The sequence below is a fragment of the Sodalis praecaptivus genome (assembly GCF_000517425.1).
GTDB classification, from domain to species: Bacteria; Pseudomonadota; Gammaproteobacteria; order Enterobacterales; family Enterobacteriaceae; genus Sodalis_A; species Sodalis_A praecaptivus.
This window is the reverse complement of the sequence record NZ_CP006569.1, coordinates 4363441-4384515: the sequence shown is the minus strand read 5'-3', so window position 1 is coordinate 4384515 and position 21075 is coordinate 4363441. Positions and strand designations below refer to the sequence as shown.

The following is a 21075-nucleotide window of genomic DNA, read 5'->3' as shown; positions in this document are numbered from 1 at the left end:
GTCCCGCCTTTGCATTCACTCTATGTGTTAATCTGAACGACGCAAAGGACGCTATTCTGTCGACAATCAGTGCGTTCTCATGGCTCGGCCGAACGCTTAATGTTGTTATACTCTATCTAGCGATAAAGGTGGCTGTTTGATACGTATTAATGATGGATTAGCGATGAAATTATCGATTTTCCTGCAAAAAGACAAGTTTTCACAGGCGAAATAAGCGTGATAATCACTAGATATCTGGTTCGGGAGACATTTAAAAGCCAGCTTGCCATTCTGTTCATCCTGCTGCTGATTTTTTTCTGTCAAAAGCTGGTGCGGATTTTGGGCGCGGCGGTGGATGGCGATATTCCGACAAACCTGGTTTTATCTTTACTCGGCTTGGGCGTGCCTGAAATGGCGCAATTGATCCTTCCCCTGAGTCTCTTCCTGGGGTTGTTGATGACGCTGAGCCGTATGTACACCGAGAGCGAAATTACGGTTATGCACGCCTGCGGGCTGGGTAAAAGCGTGTTGATTCGCGCAGCGCTTGTGCTCAGCCTGATTACCGCGATAGTCGCGGCGGTGAATGTGGTATGGCTTTCGCCCTGGTCGTCGCGCCATCAGGATCTGGTGATGTCGGAAGCCAAGGCCAACCCGAGCATGGCGGCGCTGGTCGAGGGGCAATTCAAACCGGCGGAAAACGGCAATTCGGTGCTGTTCGTCGGCAACGTGAAAGATAAAGGGTTTGAACATGTGTTTCTCGCCCAGCTCAAGCCGAACGGCAATGCGCGTCCTTCCGTGGTTATCGCGGACCGTGGTCATATGACCCAGCGGCCGGACGGATCGCAATTGGTTATGCTGGATAAGGGCACCCGCTATGAGGGGACCGCGCTGCTGCGCGATTTCCGCATTACCGATTTTACGCAATATCAGGCGGTTATCGGCCATCGGGCGGTGGCGGTGGACAGCACCGACGCCGAGCAGATGACGCTGCACCAGCTATGGCGCTCGCCGGAACCGGAGGCGCGCGCTGAGTTGCACTGGCGGCTCACGCTGGTGGTGTCGGTGCTGATTATGGCGATGATGGTGGTGCCGTTATCGGTGGTCAACCCGCGGCAGGGCCGGGTCCTGAGCATGCTGCCGGCGATGCTGCTGTATCTGATTTTCTTCCTGCTGCAAACCTCGCTGCGCTCCAACGGCGCCAAGGGCAAGCTTGACCCGATGTTGTGGATGTGGCTAACCAATGTGGCGTACCTGGCGCTGGCGCTGGTACTGAATTTATGGGACAGCGTACCGGCGCGCAGGCTTCGCGGGCGGCTGCATGCAAGAGGAGCGGCCTAATGTTTGGCGTATTGGACCGCTATATCGGTAAAACCATTTTCAATACCATCATGATGACGCTGTTCATGCTGGTGTCGCTGTCGGGCATTATCAAATTCGTCGAGCAGCTGCGCAAAGTGGGACAGGGGGGCTACTCGGCGCTGGGCGCGGGCCTGTTTACTTTGCTCAGCGTACCCAAGGATATCGAAATCTTCTTCCCGATGGCGGCGCTGCTAGGCGCGCTGCTGGGGCTGGGTTCGCTGGCGACCCGCAGTGAGCTGGTGGTAATGCAGGCATCCGGTTTCAGCCGGCTGCAGGTGGCCGGTTCGGTGATGAAAACCGCCATTCCGCTGGTGCTCTTGACCATGGCCATCGGCGAATGGGTGGCGCCGGCGGGCGAGCAAATGGCCTACAGCTACCGCACTCAGGCGATTTACGGCGGTTCCATGCTCTCAACCCAGAACGGGCTGTGGGCCAAGGACGGTAATGACTTTATTTTCATCGAGCGGGTGGTGGGCAGTGATGAGCTGGCCGGCGTCAATATTTATCATTTCGACAAGGCCGAACGGCTGCAATCGCTGCGCTATGCCGCCACGGCCACCTTCAGCAACGGCAGTTGGAAATTGTCGCAGGTGGATGAATCGGATTTGACCAACGACAAGCAGATAACCGGCCGGCAAACCCTGAACGGCGAATGGAAAACCAACCTGACGCCGGATAAACTGGGGGTCGTCGCGCTGGAGCCAAATTCGTTGTCTATCTCGGGGCTGTATAATTACGTCAACTACCTCAAGCAGAGCGGGCAGGAATCCAACCGTTACCAGCTAAATATGTGGAGTAAGATTTTCTCGCCGTTCTCGGTGGCGGTGATGATGCTTATGGCGTTGTCGTTTATTTTCGGACCGCTGCGCAGCGTACCTATGGGGGTACGGGTCGTCACCGGGATAAGCTTCGGTTTCTTGTTTTACGTGCTGGATCAGATCTTCGGGCCGTTGAGTCTGGTGTACAACATGCCGCCGGTATTCGGGGCCTTGCTACCCAGTATGGCGTTTCTTATCATCAGCATTGTTATGCTGTTAAGGCGTCGATGACGCGGTAATTATTCCCTGGTGAGGCGCTGTTGGTTAATACCGTCAGCGCCGTTTTTTTATTGCCGTGGCTTTCATTTTGGACCTTAATGCTGTGTCATGCCGACAGCGGCAAATTATTTCATGCTGTCAATAAACATGCCTTTGGTCAAATCCCGCAACCATTTATGGCAGGGTGAATGATTATGTTTTGAATGCCATGCCTGGATAATACTGCGCTTACCCAGATCGAAATCGGCGCTGAAAAATTCCACCGCCACATTCAGTTTTTTCATTGTGGTGACCACAAAATCGGGCACGATAGCCAGCGCATCAGAATGCGTAATGGCGTTCATCGTTGCCATGTAGCCGGGGGTGGCCCCCATCACATGACGCGCCGACCAAAAGTATTTCGCTGCCTCGTCGGTTCCCGTCGGATACTTCTCCTTGGTTTGAACAAAATGATATTTTAGTAGATTGTCCATGCTTTTATCGCTGGCCAGGATAGGATGGCCGCATCGGCACATAAAGTAACATTTCGCCGAGTGTATAGTGCGAATGGTAATCTCCGGGTTTAAATCACGCATCTCGCCGATATAGAGATCTATATCGTTGGAGCGGAGAAAATCATCGTCGTAGTCCGAGTCGTGCACCAGATTAATAAACACATTTGGCGCACTGCGCTGAACCTCGCAGAACAGCAGCGCGTTCAGGGTGAACACGATAGTGGCATTAGCGGCGATGGTAAATGAGACGGTGGTGGTGTGCGGCTCAAACGCCATATTGGTGTTGAGCATGGATTCAATCCGATTGACGAGTTGTCTAACATCCTCCTTTAATGCAATCGCCTTGGGTGTAGGTATTAATTTGGTGCCGCTGCGCACCAGAATCGGATCATTGAATAAGGCGCGGATTTTATTCAGCGATTTGCTGATAGCCGGCGCGGTGACGTTAAGCTTCCTGGCAGCCAGATTGACGCTACAGTCTTCCAGTAATGCGTTGAGAACCACTAATAAATTAAAATCAAAGTTATTCATATAAGAGGCATTCGTTAAATGGCTGGTTTGTGAGATATTCGTTAGTGAACGAATATTAAGGAATCCAAGTCATTAAACGTCCTTGACAAGGTCGTGAACGAAAATAACATTGGGCGCGATAGTTAACTGCTTTTGGTAACTAATGATTCTATCTTTGATTTTTTAATTATGACAACATTAAATTAACCTTCCCCTCTGGTCCAGAGTTATCGCTTTGCCGGCCAATCCCCCCGCAGCGGGCGCTATTACTGGCTTGTCCTCCTTTTCCACCTGTGGGGAATAATGTTATTGTCCTTAGGTAAATAGTGGGTTATTTATTTTAATGCACATGACATAAATTAAATCTTCCCGCCGCAGGGCCATTTTAATGCTAGTAAATATATTATTAATTTGTGAATAAATTAATAAAAGGCCCCTCTCGCAGGCGGGGAGGTACCCTTTCCGACAGACTCTTTCTGATGACCTATGAATGTTTCGCTGCCCGAGCCGCCGCGCATGTTGCTGACGGTGCCACCGCCGCTACTTACGCTATTACCATAGCGACTGTCGACACTGCTCCCAGTGTAAACGCTGTCTGCGTCGGCGCCAAACCTTGCATGATGAACTATTCTCAGGGTAAAGATAGCTGAGAAGGGAGAGCGACTATGACCACACTCGCCAACGCCTATGGCCTGATTGCCGTTGACAAGCAAGGCTCAAACGTTCTGTTCCTTGATGCTGACAGCTATGTTGTACAGCAAAGGCTGAACGGCTTTCCGCCCCGTCCGCACGAGCTGGTGATCGCGGCAGCGAAAGGGAAGGCCTACGTTCCCTTGTACGGCGACGGCGTACATGGAGACAATCCGCATCCAGGACACAAAATCGCCGTCATCGACCTGGCGCGGCGCACCCTACGGGGTTTTATCGACATTAGCCCGTTGCAATCTCCCCATACCGGCCGTATTGGCGATGATGGGCGCCTTTATCTCTGCTGTGAAAATAGCCGCGCCATCGTGGTGATCGACACCGATGATGACCGGGTGGTTGAGCGGATAGCGACCCCTTCAGCCAACACGCACCGCCTAACCATTACGCCGTCGGGGAAAAAGCTGTTTACCGAGAATGAAGAGGACGCCAGTATTACCGTAGTGGATATCGCCGTCTCGCCGGGACGGGTGCTGGATACCATTGCTATGCCGGGACCGATCGGCGGTATCGCCGCCTCGCCCCGCCATCCCTATGTGGTGGCCACGGCCGCCGACCGCCCGGCGCTGTATATTGTCGATAGCGACAGCCATCAGCTGCGCGGCACGTTAGCTCTTAACGATCATCATCACAACGCACAGGTCGTCCGCTTTAATCACGACGGTTCGCTGTTGGCGGTCGTGGGCGACGGCGAGCCGGTGGTGACACTCTTGGACGGTGAACTCACGCCGCTGGCCAGCTTGCGCGTCGGCAATAAGCCGATGGATGGCTGCTTCAGCCCCGATAACGCGCTGTTGCTGATTGCTAATGAGGATGACGGCACCCTAAGCGCGATCGATTTGCACCTGCTGCAAGTGATTGCCACACCGCGGGTGGGTGAGGGCTGCGAGGTGCTCGGCTATTTTCCCCTGACGGATGCGTAGCGGCAAGCGCCAGGGTTTCCCAACGCGAGGCTGTGCAGCGGGCAGAGGTTGCCCAGTCTCGCCCAAGGGTGAACCTCGCGCTGGCGCTGCTTCAGCCATGGGCTGCTGAATCACCTTCACAGCGCGCAAAGCGGCCCACTAATGGCCATTGCGCTGAAGCGTGTTTAGCTGTGGGCTGCTATAGCACCCCAAGCTTTTTATGTAGGCGAATCTCGCTCTTCGTGATGACGTCTTTTTATAGCGGACGGCTGAATCATCCGCACGCATTTCGCGGTGAGCGCCTTTATGCCGTCTGCGTCGGGAGGCGGTAGTATCCCGGCTCGGGTGCTAGCATGCCTTCCGCTGGGGCGTGCAGCGGCACCCCGCCGGTACACGCGTCAGGAAATAAAGTTTTTGCTCTGCTTAAGGACCAAATCGCAGGCTTTGGTTTTGACCTTTTCAGTCAGCTGTGAAGTGCTAAGGGCATTCAAATTCACGGTGTTGCCCTGACGGGTATTCAAGATACCCGCCAGACCGGACTGGTAATCCTGCGTTTTCGCAGCGGAGGCGGTGGTCGATGCATTATTGTTAATGCCAAGCTTATCCAACAGTTGATCTTTGACCGTGGAAGTACTGCCGGCGGACAGTAAATTATTTTTAACGCAGTATTGCAGCACGCCGGCGGCATTAGTCATTGAACCGGAACTTAACGCCTTATCGCCGCCGTTCAGCAGCCCGGCGAGCGAGCTTAACGAGGTACCATTATTATTGGTAGCGGTGGAATTTTGCCCGCCGCTGTTGGCGTTCGATTGTTGCAAACTGCTGGCCACATTCGCGGCAGAATCCATCCAACTGGCCGCTTGCGCCACACCGCAAGACATGGCGATACAGACGCTCAGCGCGCATAATAGGCGGCGGGAAGGGGTCATCATAATAAGCTCCTGAATTAATAGCCGATCGCGGCACCTGCATAAGCGTCGCAACCCTGTAGGCGTATCGACACAGTATGCCGCATCAATGCCTGCCGGGCAGCGGAATATCGGACCAACCCACCGTAAACTGCCATTTTGGGACTATTCCTGCCGGTGGCAACGGTATGAGCTCAATTGATGTGAAACCTCTCGCGATGCATCCTTAGCCAACTGCGACGCCGCGACCAGGGGTAAGGGCGGTAATTGACGTCCTTGCGCTTCGTTCGGCCGCCGCTATCGATTAATAGAACGGCGGCGACAGCTAGACAAAGCGCTTGTCAATCCGCAACGGTTGCATCACGCGGGGTCGCCAGCGACAATCGGTGCGCGCCTTCGACCTCGGGTAGAGTCTCGGGGGAAATGCCGGGACGGGTTTCCTAGAATTTCGCTTAGACGACTTTTCCCGCCGGGTGCTATCATCAGCATGCAGGCTTGTTGAAGGGAGGGGAGAATGCCGGAAGGACCGGAAATACGTCGTGCAGCCGATGGCTTGATGCAGGCGATGTCCCATTTACCGATAACCCTGGCGTGGTTTGCCTTTCCCCATCTTAAACGATGGGAGACGCAACTGACCGGGCAAACCATCGACAAGATCGAGGCGCGGGGTAAAGCGCTGCTGACCTGGTTTTCCAATGGACTGGTGCTTTACAGCCACAACCAGCTGTACGGCGTCTGGCGGGTAGTCAAAGCGGGGGAAACGCCGGTGACGAAACGCGACCTGCGCGTACGGCTGGAGAATCACAACGCCGCCATCTTGCTCTACAGCGCATCAGAAATCAGTATCTTAAGCGCTGACGAGGTTACCGAGCACCCCTTTTTGCTGCGCATTGGCCCAGATGCATTGGACTTGCAACTGACGGTGGAAACCGTGCAGGCGCGGCTGATGTCCAAGCGCTTTAGCGGCCGCCAGCTTGGCGCCCTGCTGCTGGACCAATCCTTCATTGCCGGCCTGGGCAATTATCTGCGGGTGGAAATTCTGTGGCAAGCGCGGCTGGCGCCGCAACATCGACCGCGCGTTTTAAACGAGGAGCAGCAACGGCTTTTGTGTCAGGCTATTCTCGACATTCCGCGCTTATCTTACACGACCCGCGGCCAGCCGGGCGCTAAAGATCACCACGGCGCCACGTTTCGCTTTCGCGCCTTTCACCGTGCAGGCAAAGCCTGCGAGCGCTGTGGCCACGCAATTGAGAAAACCACGTTTTCCGGCCGACCGTTTTATTGGTGCCCGGGATGCCAGCAATAGCCAGCAAGCGCGGGAGGAATGTAAACCGGCGTCCAGACTCGCTAGCAGGCGTGCGGGCAACGTGGATGCTCCGGCTGCTCGCGTTAGCCAACAGATGCGCAGGGGGAGAGTTGCTTTGTCTGCCCACCAGCCCACCAACCTACCAGCCCACCAAGCCACCAACCCACCTTAGCCAACAGGTGCCAAAATGCACCGTAAGGCCGTTTTTTCAGCAGTTGCGCACCCGAGAGGCGGATTAGTATTGCGCCGGGATCTGTTAACGGTATAATGCACCTCGCTATCCGTACCCCTTCAGTGCCGAAGTGGCGAAATCGGTAGACGCAGTTGATTCAAAATCAACCGCCTTCGGGTGTGCCGGTTCGAGTCCGGCCTTCGGCACCATCGGAACATCAATAGACGTCAACGGACGTCTTTTTTTGTGCCTGAATTCCAATATTTACCTATCTTTCCCGCTATAGTAACTCTCTCAAGGTCAACCGGGTTCAACGTACATCTACCAACAGATGTTGGTACAGATGATGGTATTTCCGGTTCGATAATGCTTGTACCAACAGGAGGGGATAAGCATGGCTCTAACAGATATTAAAGTCAGAACAGCTAGATTTGACCCTTTATATCCAGACGTTTTTGCTCTCTTACGGTTGCGATAACTTCCTGCGTATATATTCCCGTGGTGAGCGATATCCCAGTGCACTATGCGGATGATGTTCGTTGTAATGACTGAACGCCACCGCCAGATTCATCACCGCTGCCTGGCTGTCCGGTTTCGGCATGATGCTGATGTAGTCCCGTTTTATCGTCTTCACGAAGCTTTCTGCTATACCGTTGCTTTCCGGGCTTCGCACTGCTGTCGTGCAAGACGCCAGTCCCAGCAACCGGGCGAACGCCCGTGTTTCATGAGCCCTGTAGGCTGAACCGTTATCCGTCAGCCACTCCAGCGACTCTGTTGGCAACTGCCTTCCGAAGCGTTTTTCCACCGCACCCAGCATGACATCCTGCACCGTTTCTTTGTCATAGCCTCCGGTGCTCCCTGCCCAGTCAATGATCTCCCTGTCGCAGCAGTCCTGCGCGAAGGTCACCCGCAGCTTTTCGCCATTATCACAGCGGAACTCAAAGCCATCTGAGCACCAGCGCCGGTTACTTTCAGCGACTGCTACACGCCCCTTATGAGCCCGCTTACGGCAAGGAGCTGCGGGTTTACGTTCAAGAAGCAGATTATGTGTTCTCATAATGCGATACACCCGCTTCGCATTAACCACAGGCAGGCCGTCCCGCTCTGACTCCCGTCGCAGCAGCGCCTACACCCGACGATAACCATACGTCGGCAGGTCAGCCACCGCCATGTTTATCCGGGACAATACGGTGGTATCGTCAGAACGGGGCTGCCGTCTGTGATCCTGCCAGTCAGATGGCCGGTAAGCCCTGATGCTCAGTTGCGCACGCGACACACCAATACTCCGGCAGACGTCGGTTAGTCGTCGTCCCCGGGCAACAAGGGCGCATGCGCAATCCATTTTTTTGCCCGACCGAACTCCACGGCCTCTTTAAGGATCTCGGCTTCCATCGTCTTTTTGCCCAGAAGGCGCTGGAGCTCGCGGATTTGCTTATTAGCCTCAGCAAGTTCAGAGGCGGGTACGACCTCTTCGCCTGAAGCCACGGCAGTCAGAGAACCATCTTCATATTGCTTGCGCCATTTGAAGATCTGATTAGCATTGATGCCATGCAGGCGAGCGACATGAGACACGGTCATACCGGGTTCCATAGTCGGCTGAATAATGGCAATTTTTTCCTGCGGTGTACGACGCCGACGCCGCTCAGGTCCTGATAACACTTCAACCATCTTATTATTCTGACTGGTGTTAAACATAGTTCCAAGACTACCTCTTATTTTAAGAGAGGCGAAGTGTCTGGTGATCTATGGGGCTAATCTATTGTTTTCATTGGCCATCACGACCATCGCAAACCGATGAGTGAAAACACGGTGAACAAGGCGCTGCGCATTATGGGTTATGACACTAAGGTAGAGGTTTGTGGACACGGTTTCAGGACGATGGCATGTAGTTCATTGATAGAATCGGGGTTGTGGTCGAGAGATGCGGTTGAACGGCAGATGAGCCATATGGAGCGTAACTCTGTGCGTGCGGGTTATATTCATATATTCATAAGGCCGAGCATCTGGATGAGCGCGGACTGATGCTGCAGTGGTGGGCTGGCTTTCTTGATGCGAATCCTGATTAGACGGTGAGTCCATTTGATTTTGCCAAATTTAAGCACGGGATGATTAGATATATTTAAGGTATGTAATTGACATACCTCATTTTTCTCTAAAACATGGCTTCTGATGGGGTGTTCGTTTTGGTAATTAAATCTGTTGTTCAACGCCAAAAACTCATATTGTAAGCTTGGTTCAAGTGATAAGTAGTTTTACACTGTGTCATCAGAAAAGCAGCATCCGAGGTTTAGCCATTCATTCAGATAGAAGCGTTCTTACTGTTACATCAAAGGCAGGAGCCATGACTAGTCGCCCACAGATGATTATTAATGTTCTTCAGGCTAATCCTGATGAGCAATTTACAGCCCGTCAGCTTGCCCAAAAAATTATAGATCACTATGGTGCAGAGCTTGCTGTAAAGCGTCAAAATCCTCGATTTGCCAGTGATGAAGATTTCTTGAGTCAAATAGCTGCTGAAATCGGTGGGAGCAGAACCGTTCAGGCAAAAGCGATGTGTCCCCAAGTTATGACGCGTGACAAACCTCGGCCCAGACTTTATTACTGGGGTAAGGAAATCGATAATGGTGTGCAACAAGAGTCATCTTTTGATATTGCTCCGACTCCGTCTGCTGAGACGGTAGGTTTTTCTGAGCATGCTCTTTACCCGCTTTTGATCGAGTATCTTTCTGAAGAAGAAGAATTACTTTGTCGCCGTATCGATGAAAAGCGTTCAAGCAACAACAAAGGTCTTGGGGCGAACCATTGGCTTTATCCTGATATTGTTGCATTGCAGCCTCTCGATAAAGGTTGGGATAGCGTCGTGCAAAACTGTGTACGGTATAGCGAAGGGCGTTTAACCCGACTGTGGTCTTTTGAGGTAAAACGTCAGCTTAACCGAAGCAATGTTCGAGAATGTTTCTTCCAGGCAGTGAGTAATTCAAGCTGGGCCCATTTTGGTTATCTGGTTGCGACAGAAATAAATGAAGATAAGCAGCGAGGCGTAGAAAGAGAACTGCAGATGTTGTGTGCATTGCATGGTATTGGTGTGATCCTTATTAATCCGCAAGATCCCGGTAATAGCCTAACTCTGATTCCTGCGCGAGAGCGCACCAGCATTGATTGGCAATCCGTCAACCGCCTGGTGGTAGAGAACAAGGATTTTAAAGAGTTTATCGATCTGGTTTCTGATTATCACCAGACAGGAAAAATACACAAAGCGCTCTGGAATAGATAATCCGCTCTAATATTTCTTAATAATTCATTAGAGGGGATTCGAGACAATGTAGATTATGAATATCGAGATGTTTATAGTTAGTGATATTTAGAAACTCTTTCTGCGTAACGATGAAATAGTAAATGTTATAAAGATGGAGGTGTAGGCGCTCACCAAATATAATAATAAATAAAGCGATGCAGATAGATTAATTTATCCAAGTCTACCATTTTGAAAAATAAACCGTATCTTTAAAGATGTTTTTATCGATTATTATCTAATACACTGAAATCTGCACTTCAGTCAAAAAGCCGGTATTTCTAATTGACAGTTGTATCGAACACTGGGGATAGATCAGGGGGACCCCTTTGTCCCCCTATGTGCCCACGACTAAATTTGTCCACCTACCCCTTTAAACTTATCAATAAACTCACCAATTTTCTGAAAAACGGTCTGTTTTTTCGTTTTGTACTGGGGGTTTAACGGACTAAGCTTTGGTAGAGTTTCATTTAACTCAGTACCATTTTCGGTGGCATATTCGCGTTTTAGCGATGTACGGATATAGCGCTTTGCAGCCTCTTCGTTCAGGTTTTCTTGTTTTATCAACGCGTCAGCTTCACGCTGCTGCTCACGCTGAGCAAAAACGAAGAACGCATCAATGATGCTGGCTTTGTCCGGCATGTCATCAAGGTTTGTCTGCTGAATAAAGTCAACAATCAGACCTTCTTTGGCCCTGTTACCCATACTTGAGCGGATTAATCGTCTAACCTCTTCAGTGAGTGCCTCTTTACCTTTATTCTGCCTGTTATGTTCAAAAATCAGACCAAGAATGTAGTCCAGGTTAATTTCCTGAGATTTCAACAGGTCAATTTCAAACACGACATCATCCCAGTCAGTGCTTGACTTATCCTTGTCATTAGCCACTTTCTCGCGACGCTGCCAGTCACGGATATCATTGTAGGCTGAACGATAGTCCTGAATCTTGCGTTCTGTGGGGAGACGAATTGTCTGTAGTTCGGCAAACTTTTCATCGTCAAGATAATGCGCTGTCTTGAAGGTTTCGACGGCATCGGGGTCGCTGATATCGACTTTTTGCAGATCTTTCAGCATGGCAAATTCATCGTAGTTTTGCAGGATATTTTCAGCCAGCAGGTATTCGCCAAACAATTTAACGAAGGCTTTTTTCCCCTTCTCGCTATCAATGCTAGCCGGATCAGGGAACTGATGTTCCAATGTCGTAACAATATCCATAAACCCGCGCTTGGCCTCACCTGTCACGATATCGGTAAAGCCCTCCATGTACTCTTTGTAACTTTTCTCCAGCACCACGTTTTTGGTATTTTTATCGCCAAACAGCGTGATGGCATCAATGGTTGCGCGTTCCAGATCTCTGAACGTCACAATATTGCCAAAGGCCTTTGTAGCATCAAAAATACGGTTAGTGCGGGAGAATGCTTGCATCAAACCGTGATAACGCAGGTTTTTATCGACGAACAGGGTGTTCAGCGTCGGCGCATCAAAACCGGTTAAAAACATTCCCACCACAATGAGCAGGTCGATGTCCTGATTTTTAACTCGCAGGGCTAAATCACGGTAATAGTTTTGAAAGCCGTTGCTGTCAGTGCTGAAATTTGTTTTAAAGTAAGCGTTATAGTCATCAATGGCTGCATCCAGAAACTCTTTGGCGCTGCTATTCATTGCACTGGTATCAAAGCTTTCATCAGTAATGGCACCGATAGCATTTTGTTCTTCATTAGCCGCAAAAGAGAAGATAGTTGCCACCCGCAACGGTTTATAGCTGGCTAATTTATTAGCCGCCTCTTCTTGTAGCTCTTTAAACGTCGCGTAATACGCTTTTGCCGCATCCACGCTACTTACTGCCAGCATGGCATTAAAACCTCTGGCTCCAGGGAAAGTTCGATGTGTTTTCTGGCGGAAGTTGTTCAGTATGTACTGTGTGATTTCCTGAATGCGCAGCGGGTGAAGAAAAGCCTGCCGGTTTTCTGCGGCGCTGAGTTTTTTCTCGTCGGTTTCGGTTTCCAGCGCCTTAAACTGCGGGCGGACATCGTTATAGTCCACCTTAAACTTCAACACCTTTTCATCACGAATAGCATCGGTAATCACGTAGGAATGTAATTCACGGCCAAACACGCTGGCGGTCGTTTCCGACCCTAATGCGTTTTGCGGGAAAATTGGCGTGCCGGTAAAACCGAACTGGTAAAAACGTTTGAATTTCTTTTTTAAGTTCTTCTGTGCTTCACCAAACTGACTGCGGTGACATTCATCAAAAATGAAGACGACTTGCTGCTGGTAGACGGGCAGGTCCGCTTCCGCCTTAATCAGGTTATTCAGTTTCTGGATAGTGGTGACGATAATTTTGTTATCGTCTTTATCCAGATTCCTTTTAAGGCCTGCAGTATTGTCAGAACCATTGACGCTGTCCGGCGAGAAACGCTGGTACTCCTTTATGGTCTGGTAATCGAGGTCTTTCCTGTCGACCACAAAGAAAACTTTATCAATAAAGTCCAGTTCGGTTGCCAGCCGTGCGGCCTTAAAGCTGGTCAGGGTTTTGCCCGATCCGGTGGTGTGCCAGACAAACCCCCCGCTTTCTGACTTTGACCAGTTCTTCGCTTTAAAGGAACTGTTAATTTTCCATAGGATTCGCTCGGTGGCAGCAATCTGATAGGGGCGCATCACCAGCAGCGTCTGGCTACTGTCAAACACGCTGTAGTTAAACAGCACATTGAGCAAGGTATGCTTCTGGAAAAACGTGGCGGAAAAGTCCTTCAGGTCTTTAATCAACGTGTTATCGGACTTCGCCCAGTTCATGGAGAAATCAAAACTATTTTTATCCCGCTTGGTGGTATTGGCAAAGTAACGGGTATCGGTGCCGTTAGATATCACAAACAGTTGCAGATATTTAAACAGAGAATTGTCGCTGTTAAAGCTTTCCTTACTGTAGCGGTGTATCTGATTAAAGGCTTCACGTATAGCGACACCGCGTTTTTTTAACTCGATTTGAACCAGCGGTAGGCCATTGACCAGTATGGTGACATCATAGCGATTGGCGTGCGTGCCTGCTTGTTCAAACTGCTTGATGACCTGCACTTTATTGCGAAGGATGTTTTTTCTATCCAGCAGATAGATATTCTGAATACGGCCATCGTCGAAGACGAAATCATGAACATAATCATCATGAATCTTGCGGGCCTTTTCGACAACGCCATCGCTGGGCTTGTCCATCCAAGTTTCCACAAAGCGACGCCATTCAGCCTCCAGGAACTCCACATTGTTAAGGGTTTGCAACTGTTCCCTGACATTAGCGAGCATAGCTTTGGTATTGTTCAGGGTTGGCAGGTATTCATAGCCCTGGTTAACTAAATCCTGAATCAGCTCACGCTCCAGATCACCTTCGCTCTGGTAGCTTTCGGTAATCTTCCAGTCCGGGTTGTATTTGTCCAAAATGATAAAATTATTGGACTCAGCAATTGGCTTGGTGCAATCAACCATTTTTTTGTTCCTGCTGCCAGAAGTTATAGTTATCTTTCAAGTGATCGAGCAACAGTTTGACCGTTGCTTTCTCCGCTGGCGTTGGCTCCGCAACGGCTTCATTCGATAGCGTACAGTGGCTTGTGAACTGCATAATTCTGTTCAAATAGAGTTGTTTGTCGTCAGGTAAAAGTAGGGACCATCGAGGGTAGCCCAAAAAACTGGCCGTTTTCTCATAAAGATTGCGCAGTAACGTGAAGTGATATCTTTCCACGTTGTTGTTAGCAATGGCTTGTTCGATAGTTTGCTTTAGGTGGAGATGGTAGGAAAAACTCTTGTTAGAGTCGCCATTTTTTTCTGTGAGGGCAAATGTACCATCCGCAAAACTCTCCAACATGTAACAAGCTTTCCTGTTCAGCTCATTGAAAAGTACATTATAAAATAGTGGACTATGCGTCGTGATAATGAACTTCAAATCGGATTCGCTGGATTTGATCAGCCCCGCAAGATTAACCGCCAGTTCAATCAGATGGTTGTCATCGAGGGAGCTGACGGGATCATCAATGAATACATACTCCAGTTGATCAAATGCGCGGGTTTCGCGCGCATCTGGGTCGGCGACATTGAGAATTGTGACGACTTGATCCAGTAGGGTGTAAAACACACTCCAGATGAAGTTACTTTCTTCACCTTTGGATAACTTGATATGGGCGGAACGCTCATCATTGCCGCGTTCTATAGAAAATGTGATCTCGGTAAAATCTGGATTGAAGTGTGGCGTTAGCTTGTCGTTCGCATAGCGCTGGAAATAACGGACGATATTGCCATCCTGTCCCAAATCTTTCAGCAGTGTCAGCAACCAGTTTGTGTAGGAATTCGGCTGCACCTTCAGCTTCGGCTCGGAGCCTTCCTGGAGATCGTTATCCCAATAAAACAAGTCCTCAGTGAAAGCATTGTAATAGAGGATTTTTTTGCGCGACAATTCGGACTGTTCAGCTTCGTCTTCACCTTCTCCGTCCATGACTTTGGGCGCAATCAATTGCTTGAAATCCCGGGAAAGGCGCGTCTTTCCTGTGCCATTGAAAGCGTAGATTAACTGCACCTTTGGCACGGGCCTGGTCTCTTCAACTTCCTGCGTTTTTTCAGAGACAGTTTGCTTGACTTTCTTAGGCGTACTCAGCTGTTGGGCTATTTCCAGGAGTGTCTTGCTCATGTCACGCCTCTGCCACTTCCGGCTTCGGGAAACTAAATAGCATGTCCCGATAATATTCGTACTGCTTCTGGCGCAACTCGATTTCGCGGGGAAGGCCTTCAGTGATGGAGTTTGTTAATGCATCAAACTTATCGAGGATTGAAACGATCCTCTCTTTTTCTTCTGGCGACGGATTTGGGATACGGATGCTCTCTAAGTTTTTCTTATTCAGCTTAGGTTGTGCGGCACCTGAAATATAGGTTGTTAAGTCAATACTATTCATATAGTACTCAACGTATCTTCTTTCTGCATAGGTATCGAATTTAAGCACATGAGCATGATTGTTCACCCAAGTCTTACCACTGATACTGAACGCTATCGGAGTATTGCGAGCCAACAGGTTTGCGCCATCTTCTGATACTAATAGAAAGTCGCCATCGAAAATATAATCTTTTACATAATCGACAATCCCTGATGCTCCGTAATAAGGTATTTTCCCTGCTTCCCTCAAACCACTAGTGATTGGCTTTCTTTTGGAGTCAAGATTCTCTGCCAACTCTCCTAGCGTCTTCCACTCAACCTCACCATCGTCAAAACTCAACAACTGGTCGCGATAGTAGTAGTACTGCTTTTTACGCATGCTAAGCTCAGCGGTAAGCTCAGCGGTAAGCTCAGCGGTAAGTGCAGTAAATGTATCCAGAATCCGTACGATTTCAGACTGGATGGTAAGGGACTTTTCCGGGTTGTCGGGGCAGGGGATTGGGATAGTAATTTTCGCCATATCAGTTGCCGATACGTCTATTACTTTTGTTCCTTTGGAGTACTTTCTTTTCTCGCTTGCAAAAAATCCCGTTTGAGTGCAATAAGCAAAATATTTCCCGATAATTCCATTGCTGGGTTTAAAGACTGTAGCGTGCCCACCAGTAACGGCTTGTTCTTTTCCAAGATATACCAACGCCTTGCCAACATCTTCAAAATTTTCACTAGTGTTAGTAATAACAACATCACCCGGATTTACTTTTTTTAGCTTTTCCGCTGTTTGATGAGAAACAAATGATTTTGTAGTTTCAGTTGATAGTCCGTAAAAAGTATATATCTGACCGTAGTGAATAGCAGGTACTCCCGACTCCGTGAAATCAGATTTAGGTAATCCATTTCCACGCACTAGTTCGCCTAGTTCACCTAATGGCAACCAATCCACCTCTGCCCCATCCAACAGTTTTTCCAGATAATTTAGCTCGCTCATGCCTGCGCCTCACTGCCTTCAATTTCAGCCACAATCTCATCAATGTCTTTGCGTAACTGATCAATTTTGCTGACGGTAGTATTTAGCTCGGCATTCAGTTCCGTAATATCGACGATTTCTCGGGTGTCTTTAGCTTCCACGTAGCTGCTGACGGACAAGTTGTAATCATTCCCAGCCACTTCCTCGAAGGCTACAGATTTCGCCAGATGGTCAACATCTGATTTGCTGCAGAACACCTGCATGATCTGAGCGATATGGGCATCGGTGAGAATGTTATTATTGGTTTCTTTCTTAAACAGTCCGCTGGCATCAATAAATTGCACGCTGGTATCGGTTTTATGCTTTGACAGCACCAGAATGTTAACGGCAATGGTGGTGCCGAAGAAGAGGTTAGGAGCAAGTGAAATCACCGTCTCAACATAGTTGTTATCGACCAGATACTTACGGATTTTTTGCTCAGCACCACCACGGTAGAAAATGCCTGGGAAACACACTATCGCCGCACGGCCCTTGGCTGAGAGATAGTTTAGTGCATGAAGCACAAACGCAAAGTCAGCTTTTGATTTTGGAGCCAGCACACCTGCCGGAACAAAACGCTCATCGTTTATCAGCGTCGGGTCGTCACTGCCAATCCATTTGACTGAATAAGGCGGATTCGAAACAATCGCATCAAACGGCTTTTCGTCGCCAAAGTGTGGTTCAGTCAGGGTATTGCCCAGCCTGATATCAAATTTGTCGTAGTTGATATTGTGCAGAAACATGTTCATACGCGCCAGGTTGAACGTCGTATGATTAATCTCCTGGCCAAAAAAACCTTCTTCGATGATGTGGTCATCAAACTGCTTTTTGGCCTGCAGCAGCAGTGAACCCGAGCCTGCTGCCGGGTCGTAGATTTTATTGACGTGGGTCTGACCGTGCATTGCCAGTTGTGCAATCAGCTTAGAGACATGCTGTGGTGTGAAGAACTCCCCGCCTGACTTACCGGCATTAGCCGCATAGTTAGAAATCAGAAACTCGTACGCATCACCGAACAGGTCAATCTGGTGGTCGTTAAAGTTACCCAGGTTTAAACCTTCGACACCTTTCAGCACGGCGGCCAGACGGCTATTTTTGTCTTTAACGGTATTACCCAGGCGATTACTGGTGGTATCGAAATCGGCAAACAGGCCTTTGATATCAGCTTCAGACGGATAACCATAAGCTGAGCTTTCAATGGCAACAAAGATGCTGTTTAAATCAGCATTCAGCCTGTCGTTGGTATTCGCTTTAGCAGCAACATTGCAGAATAGCTGGCTCGGGTAAATGAAATAACCTTTGGTTTTGATGGCATCATCTTTGATGTCATCGGTTATGATACTGTCATCCAGCGCAGCATAGTGGATGCTGTCATCACCGGCTTCGATGTAACTTGAGAAGTTTTCACTGATAAAGCGGTAAAAAAGCGCGCCTAAAACATACTGTTTAAAATCCCATCCATCTACCGAGCCTCTGACATTGTTGGCGATGGCCCAGATTTGACGATGTAGTTCTGCACGCTGTTGAAAGCTAGTCATTTTTTATCCTGTGTTCGATTCTTAACAACTACTGTTGACGAGATTTTACCGCAATTTGTTCTCAACGACTGTACCTATAACTGATCCAGTTATACCTTTTCCGGTAAGAGGCCTCCGCGGAGGCAGAAAGGCTATGCCAGTTACCCGTATCTGTGTGCATCGTAAAAATTTGATTATTTGCTGTTGCTGCGGCAATCGTTTTCTGGTCTGCCGCATTGGGCATCAGAGCGTATCCTGCAGCAGATAAACCTGCATACCTGTCAGTTGATTCTCAGGGTAGGCCGTGGACGACCTGTCAGCGGACGCTTCAGGTACTTCGTTGCAGCCGTGGAGTAGCAATCCCTCCTGCTGTTGGATTTTTATCATATACGCGATTACCTGCCTTATGTTGGTGAAACTTCCAGGATCGTTGTAGTGAACAGGGATATTGATATTTGCTCGATAGTGTTCCTGTACTCACAACGGCAGTGCCATCCTTATCTGTCTGTGATGTTGCTCTGACCCTAACCCTAACCCTAACCCTAACCCTAACCCTAACCCTAACCCACAATTCTGCTCCACTCAAAACTGGAAATCCGGCATGATAAAACCACCCCGTTGACGGAGGTGATGCCGGTGAAAACGTCTCGCTACACCGAAGAGCAGATCACGTTTGCCCTTAAGCAGGCCGAACTGGGTACGCCAGTACCGGAAGTGTGTCGTAAGTTGGGCATTTCCGATGCCACGTTTTACACTTGGCGAAAACGATTCGCCGCCTGTCTCCCTCTGAATTGAAACACTTACGGCAACTTTAAGAAGAAAATACCCGGCTGAAGAAGTGGGTGGCCGATTTAAGCCTCGACAAAGCCATGCTGCAGGATGTGCTATCTAAAAAAAAATGACGCTGACACGGTTACGCGAATGGATCCTCGATTTGCAGACGCGCTATGGAGCCAGTCAGTGTCAGATATGTGGCGCGTACAAAGCCAGCCGCAGCTCAGTGCGATACCGTTCGGTCGCCCGTGATTCAGGTGCCTAATGTCTGCGTATCCGGGAGATTGCCGAGACATGTGTCCATTACGGCTATCGACGGGTGCACATCCTGCTTAGGCGCGAGGGCTGCGCGATAACCATAAAAGGATCTATCGCCTTTATCGGGATCAAGGGTTGTCATTGCATCTGAAGCGTGCGCACCGGAATAAATCAGCCCGCTCCCGTCAACCGGTAAAGCAAGGGAGCCACCCCAATCATATCTGGGGCATGGATCTTGTCTCGGACGCGCTGTATGACGGGCGCCGCCTGAGGTCATTGACCATTATCGATTTGTTTACCCGCAAATGCCTGGGGATCTGCGTGGAGCAAAATCTGCGGGCAGACGATGTCATTGATATGTTGGATACTATTCCCTTTAGCCGCCCTTGGCCGTTAATGCTGAAGGCAGATAACGGCAGCGAATTCGCCGGCAAAATGTTGTACAAGTGTGTGTACGAACGCCGGATAAAGATCAATTTCTCCCGGCCGGTTAACCTACAGATAATGTCACAGTGGAATCTTTCAACGGCCGGCCACGACAAGAGTGCCTGAACGAGAAATGGTTCATGTCTGTGAACGATGCCCGGTGCAAAATCGAGGCGTGGAGAGTATTTTATAATCAGAGTCGTCCCCATTCTTACCTGGGGTGGCAAACGCCGGTGGACTATGCCCGAAAATCCGCCGGATCAGGGCAAAAAGATAGATAAAACGAACCGGCAATTTTCAATAATAGGCGGAGCTAATTCGGGGTTCGGGTCAATTCATTCGCTTCCCTCAGCCCTATTCCTTAAACTTTATCTCATCCAAAACAAGCCATTTTTAGCCCTAAGCTGCTCTTTACGCAGCAGAAATACCCCCCCCCACTACACCTTTGCAGCATTTATTGTCGTGAGCCAGCGGGTGATGTTTTCAGCCAGAGCATCGTTTCTGAACAGGGCGCTGCCGGATACCACGCGATCGACGCCACTGGCGATAATCTGCGGAAGTTGATCCAAGGTTAGCGAACCGTCAACAGCGAGCAGAGTGGAATCCCGCTTGCCGGCAGCACGGAGTAACGCCACAACCTGGGCGATGCGCCTGAGTAACGCTGAGATGTGTAACTTGCTGCCGTAGCCGGGGTTTACCGCCAGAATCTGCACGATGTCAATCTCTTCAATTAACGGCATCAGTTGTTCCAGCGGTGTTGCCGGGCACAGGCTAATGCCACGCAACACAGGCATACTGCCGCCTGCGACTTCAGCGTTTTGTTCACCAAGCCAATGGAGCATGTGGTGCAGGTGCGGCGTGTTTTCCACCTGCAAAGTGACGCAATGGGCTCCAGCCTTTACGCTTGCCTGCACCACGGGCCAGGGATTATCCACCATTAGGTGAACATCCTTAATCATCTGCTGTGGCAATTGTTCGATTGCCCAGGGGCCTACGGTGAACTGAGGGCAAAAATGCCCGTCCATCAGGTCAAGGTGAAGTATGGGCTGTTCCAGCGCGCGAAGAATTTGCTGATACTCCCCGAGTTTGAGCCACCGGCCGGCAAGGATACCCATGCTTAACGGGTAACGCCTCATCAACGATACGCACTCTGCGCGATTCAAACCGGAAAAAAGAGCATTCATTTTTAGATCCTCATGGCATCAACCCAATAAATTCACGCTTTTTACGTGGACCGGTCATGAGTGATTCCAGTTTGGCGACACAAGCCTGATAATGGGGCGTGGTTTTATGAAACGCGACGGCATCTTCATCTTTGTAAGCTTCGTAAATATAAAAGCGGCTTGGAATTTCCGGATCCTGTAACACGTCGAAACGGAGATTACCTTCTTCACGCACAGACCCAAGATGATTCAGGCGAAACACCTCGATGAATTCGTAAACTTTGTCTTCATGAACGTTAATTTCAACCAGAGTGACATGCATAATTTCCTCCTTGGGAAGCATGGGCCAGCCGGGCAGGCCCATGATTTA

13 protein-coding genes, 1 tRNA gene and 3 pseudogenes are annotated in these 21075 nt (G+C 49.7%); 8 read left to right on the top strand and 9 right to left on the bottom strand.

Going from position 1 to position 21075, the window contains the following annotated elements:
* Positions 1-216 precede the first annotated feature (216 nt).
* Both lptF and lptG read left to right on the top strand, forming a co-directional pair.
* Positions 217-1317: an LPS export ABC transporter permease LptF gene (gene lptF, locus SANT_RS19515; RefSeq protein ID WP_025423919.1), complete on the top strand. Its 1101-nt coding sequence runs from the start codon at positions 217-219 to the stop codon at positions 1315-1317.
* Positions 1317-2387: an LPS export ABC transporter permease LptG gene (gene lptG / locus SANT_RS19510; RefSeq protein ID WP_025423918.1), complete on the top strand. Its 1071-nt coding sequence runs from the start codon at positions 1317-1319 to the stop codon at positions 2385-2387. The genes lptF and lptG overlap by 1 nt, the downstream gene beginning before the upstream one ends.
* A gap of 113 nt (positions 2388-2500) precedes the next feature.
* On the opposite strand, the gene SANT_RS19505 is transcribed toward lptG, so the two are convergent.
* Positions 2501-3400: a LysR family transcriptional regulator gene (locus SANT_RS19505; RefSeq protein WP_025423917.1), complete on the bottom strand. Its 900-nt coding sequence runs from the start codon at positions 3398-3400 to the stop codon at positions 2501-2503.
* 644 nt (positions 3401-4044) lie between these two features.
* Here SANT_RS19505 and SANT_RS19500 point away from each other — a divergent pair.
* Positions 4045-5007, top strand: coding sequence for a hypothetical protein (locus SANT_RS19500; RefSeq protein WP_025423916.1), 963 nt, complete (start codon positions 4045-4047; stop codon positions 5005-5007).
* Between the two features lie 377 nt (positions 5008-5384).
* On the opposite strand, the gene SANT_RS19495 is transcribed toward SANT_RS19500, so the two are convergent.
* Positions 5385-5915 carry a DUF2501 domain-containing protein gene (locus SANT_RS19495; RefSeq protein WP_025423915.1) on the bottom strand — a complete coding sequence of 177 codons (531 nt, stop codon included), beginning with the start codon at positions 5913-5915 and terminating at the stop codon, positions 5385-5387.
* 493 nt (positions 5916-6408) lie between these two features.
* Here SANT_RS19495 and nei point away from each other — a divergent pair, with 493 nt between their 5' ends.
* Positions 6409-7200, top strand: a complete 792-nt coding sequence (nei, locus tag SANT_RS19490; RefSeq protein WP_025423914.1) for an endonuclease VIII — start codon at positions 6409-6411, stop codon at positions 7198-7200.
* 296 nt (positions 7201-7496) lie between these two features.
* Positions 7497-7581: transfer RNA gene (locus SANT_RS19485), tRNA-Leu, on the top strand.
* A 254-nt stretch (positions 7582-7835) separates the two neighbouring features.
* On the opposite strand, the pseudogene SANT_RS19480 reads toward SANT_RS19485, so the two are convergent.
* Positions 7836-9040 (bottom strand): annotated as a pseudogene (locus SANT_RS19480) (IS3 family transposase).
* Between the two features lie 90 nt (positions 9041-9130).
* Here SANT_RS19480 and SANT_RS23630 point away from each other — a divergent pair.
* Positions 9131-9438, top strand: a pseudogene (locus tag SANT_RS23630) (tyrosine-type recombinase/integrase); the annotation flags it as partial.
* 275 nt (positions 9439-9713) lie between these two features.
* Positions 9714-10646: a COG2958 family protein gene (locus tag SANT_RS19470; RefSeq protein ID WP_025423912.1), complete on the top strand. Its 933-nt coding sequence runs from the start codon at positions 9714-9716 to the stop codon at positions 10644-10646.
* A gap of 369 nt (positions 10647-11015) precedes the next feature.
* Here the strand turns inward: SANT_RS19470 and SANT_RS19465 are convergent, their stop codons facing one another.
* The 4 genes from SANT_RS19465 to SANT_RS19450 are packed head-to-tail and all read right to left on the bottom strand — an operon-like array spanning position 11016 to position 18105.
* The gene (locus tag SANT_RS19465) at positions 11016-14135 is read right to left on the bottom strand and encodes an HsdR family type I site-specific deoxyribonuclease (protein ID WP_025423911.1); all 3120 of its coding nucleotides are present in this window, start codon (positions 14133-14135) and stop codon (positions 11016-11018) included.
* Entirely contained in the window at positions 14128-15327 is a 1200-nt protein-coding gene (locus SANT_RS19460; protein ID WP_025423910.1) for an AAA family ATPase, read from the bottom strand. Before SANT_RS19460 ends, SANT_RS19465 begins: the two co-directional genes overlap by 8 nt.
* Before the next feature lies 1 nt (position 15328).
* Complete coding sequence (locus SANT_RS19455) at positions 15329-16552, bottom strand: restriction endonuclease subunit S (RefSeq protein WP_025423909.1); 1224 nt, start codon at positions 16550-16552, stop codon at positions 15329-15331.
* On the bottom strand, positions 16549-18105 hold the full coding sequence (locus SANT_RS19450) for a type I restriction-modification system subunit M (RefSeq protein WP_025423908.1): 1557 nt from the start codon (positions 18103-18105) through the stop codon (positions 16549-16551). Before SANT_RS19450 ends, SANT_RS19455 begins: the two co-directional genes overlap by 4 nt.
* Before the next feature lie 615 nt (positions 18106-18720).
* Here SANT_RS19450 and SANT_RS19445 point away from each other — a divergent pair.
* Positions 18721-19823: pseudogene (locus SANT_RS19445) on the top strand (IS3 family transposase).
* Positions 19824-19979: 156 nt separating this feature from the next.
* Here SANT_RS19445 and SANT_RS19440 read toward each other — a convergent pair.
* Entirely contained in the window at positions 19980-20726 is a 747-nt protein-coding gene (locus SANT_RS19440; protein ID WP_025423907.1) for an epimerase, read from the bottom strand.
* A gap of 10 nt (positions 20727-20736) precedes the next feature.
* A complete protein-coding gene (gene lsrG / locus SANT_RS19435) occupies positions 20737-21027 on the bottom strand; it encodes a (4S)-4-hydroxy-5-phosphonooxypentane-2,3-dione isomerase (RefSeq protein ID WP_025423906.1) in 291 nt (96 codons plus the stop codon).
* Between the last annotated feature and the right edge of the window lie 48 nt (positions 21028-21075).

Excerpts from the sequence above, each read along its gene's own strand:
- lptG (WP_025423918.1), top strand. The coding sequence starts at position 1,317 with ATGTTTGGCGTATTGGACCGCTATATCGGTAAAACCATTTTCAATACC.
- SANT_RS19505 (WP_025423917.1), bottom strand. The coding sequence starts at position 3,400 with ATGAATAACTTTGATTTTAATTTATTAGTGGTTCTCAACGCATTACTG.
- SANT_RS19500 (WP_025423916.1), top strand. The coding sequence starts at position 4,045 with ATGACCACACTCGCCAACGCCTATGGCCTGATTGCCGTTGACAAGCAA.
- SANT_RS19495 (WP_025423915.1), bottom strand. The coding sequence starts at position 5,915 with ATGACCCCTTCCCGCCGCCTATTATGCGCGCTGAGCGTCTGTATCGCC.
- nei (WP_025423914.1), top strand. The coding sequence starts at position 6,409 with ATGCCGGAAGGACCGGAAATACGTCGTGCAGCCGATGGCTTGATGCAG.
- SANT_RS19470 (WP_025423912.1), top strand. The coding sequence starts at position 9,714 with ATGACTAGTCGCCCACAGATGATTATTAATGTTCTTCAGGCTAATCCT.
- SANT_RS19465 (WP_025423911.1), bottom strand. The coding sequence starts at position 14,135 with ATGGTTGATTGCACCAAGCCAATTGCTGAGTCCAATAATTTTATCATT.
- SANT_RS19460 (WP_025423910.1), bottom strand. The coding sequence starts at position 15,327 with ATGAGCAAGACACTCCTGGAAATAGCCCAACAGCTGAGTACGCCTAAG.
- SANT_RS19455 (WP_025423909.1), bottom strand. The coding sequence starts at position 16,552 with ATGAGCGAGCTAAATTATCTGGAAAAACTGTTGGATGGGGCAGAGGTG.
- SANT_RS19450 (WP_025423908.1), bottom strand. The coding sequence starts at position 18,105 with ATGACTAGCTTTCAACAGCGTGCAGAACTACATCGTCAAATCTGGGCC.
- SANT_RS19440 (WP_025423907.1), bottom strand. The coding sequence starts at position 20,726 with ATGAATGCTCTTTTTTCCGGTTTGAATCGCGCAGAGTGCGTATCGTTG.
- lsrG (WP_025423906.1), bottom strand. The coding sequence starts at position 21,027 with ATGCATGTCACTCTGGTTGAAATTAACGTTCATGAAGACAAAGTTTAC.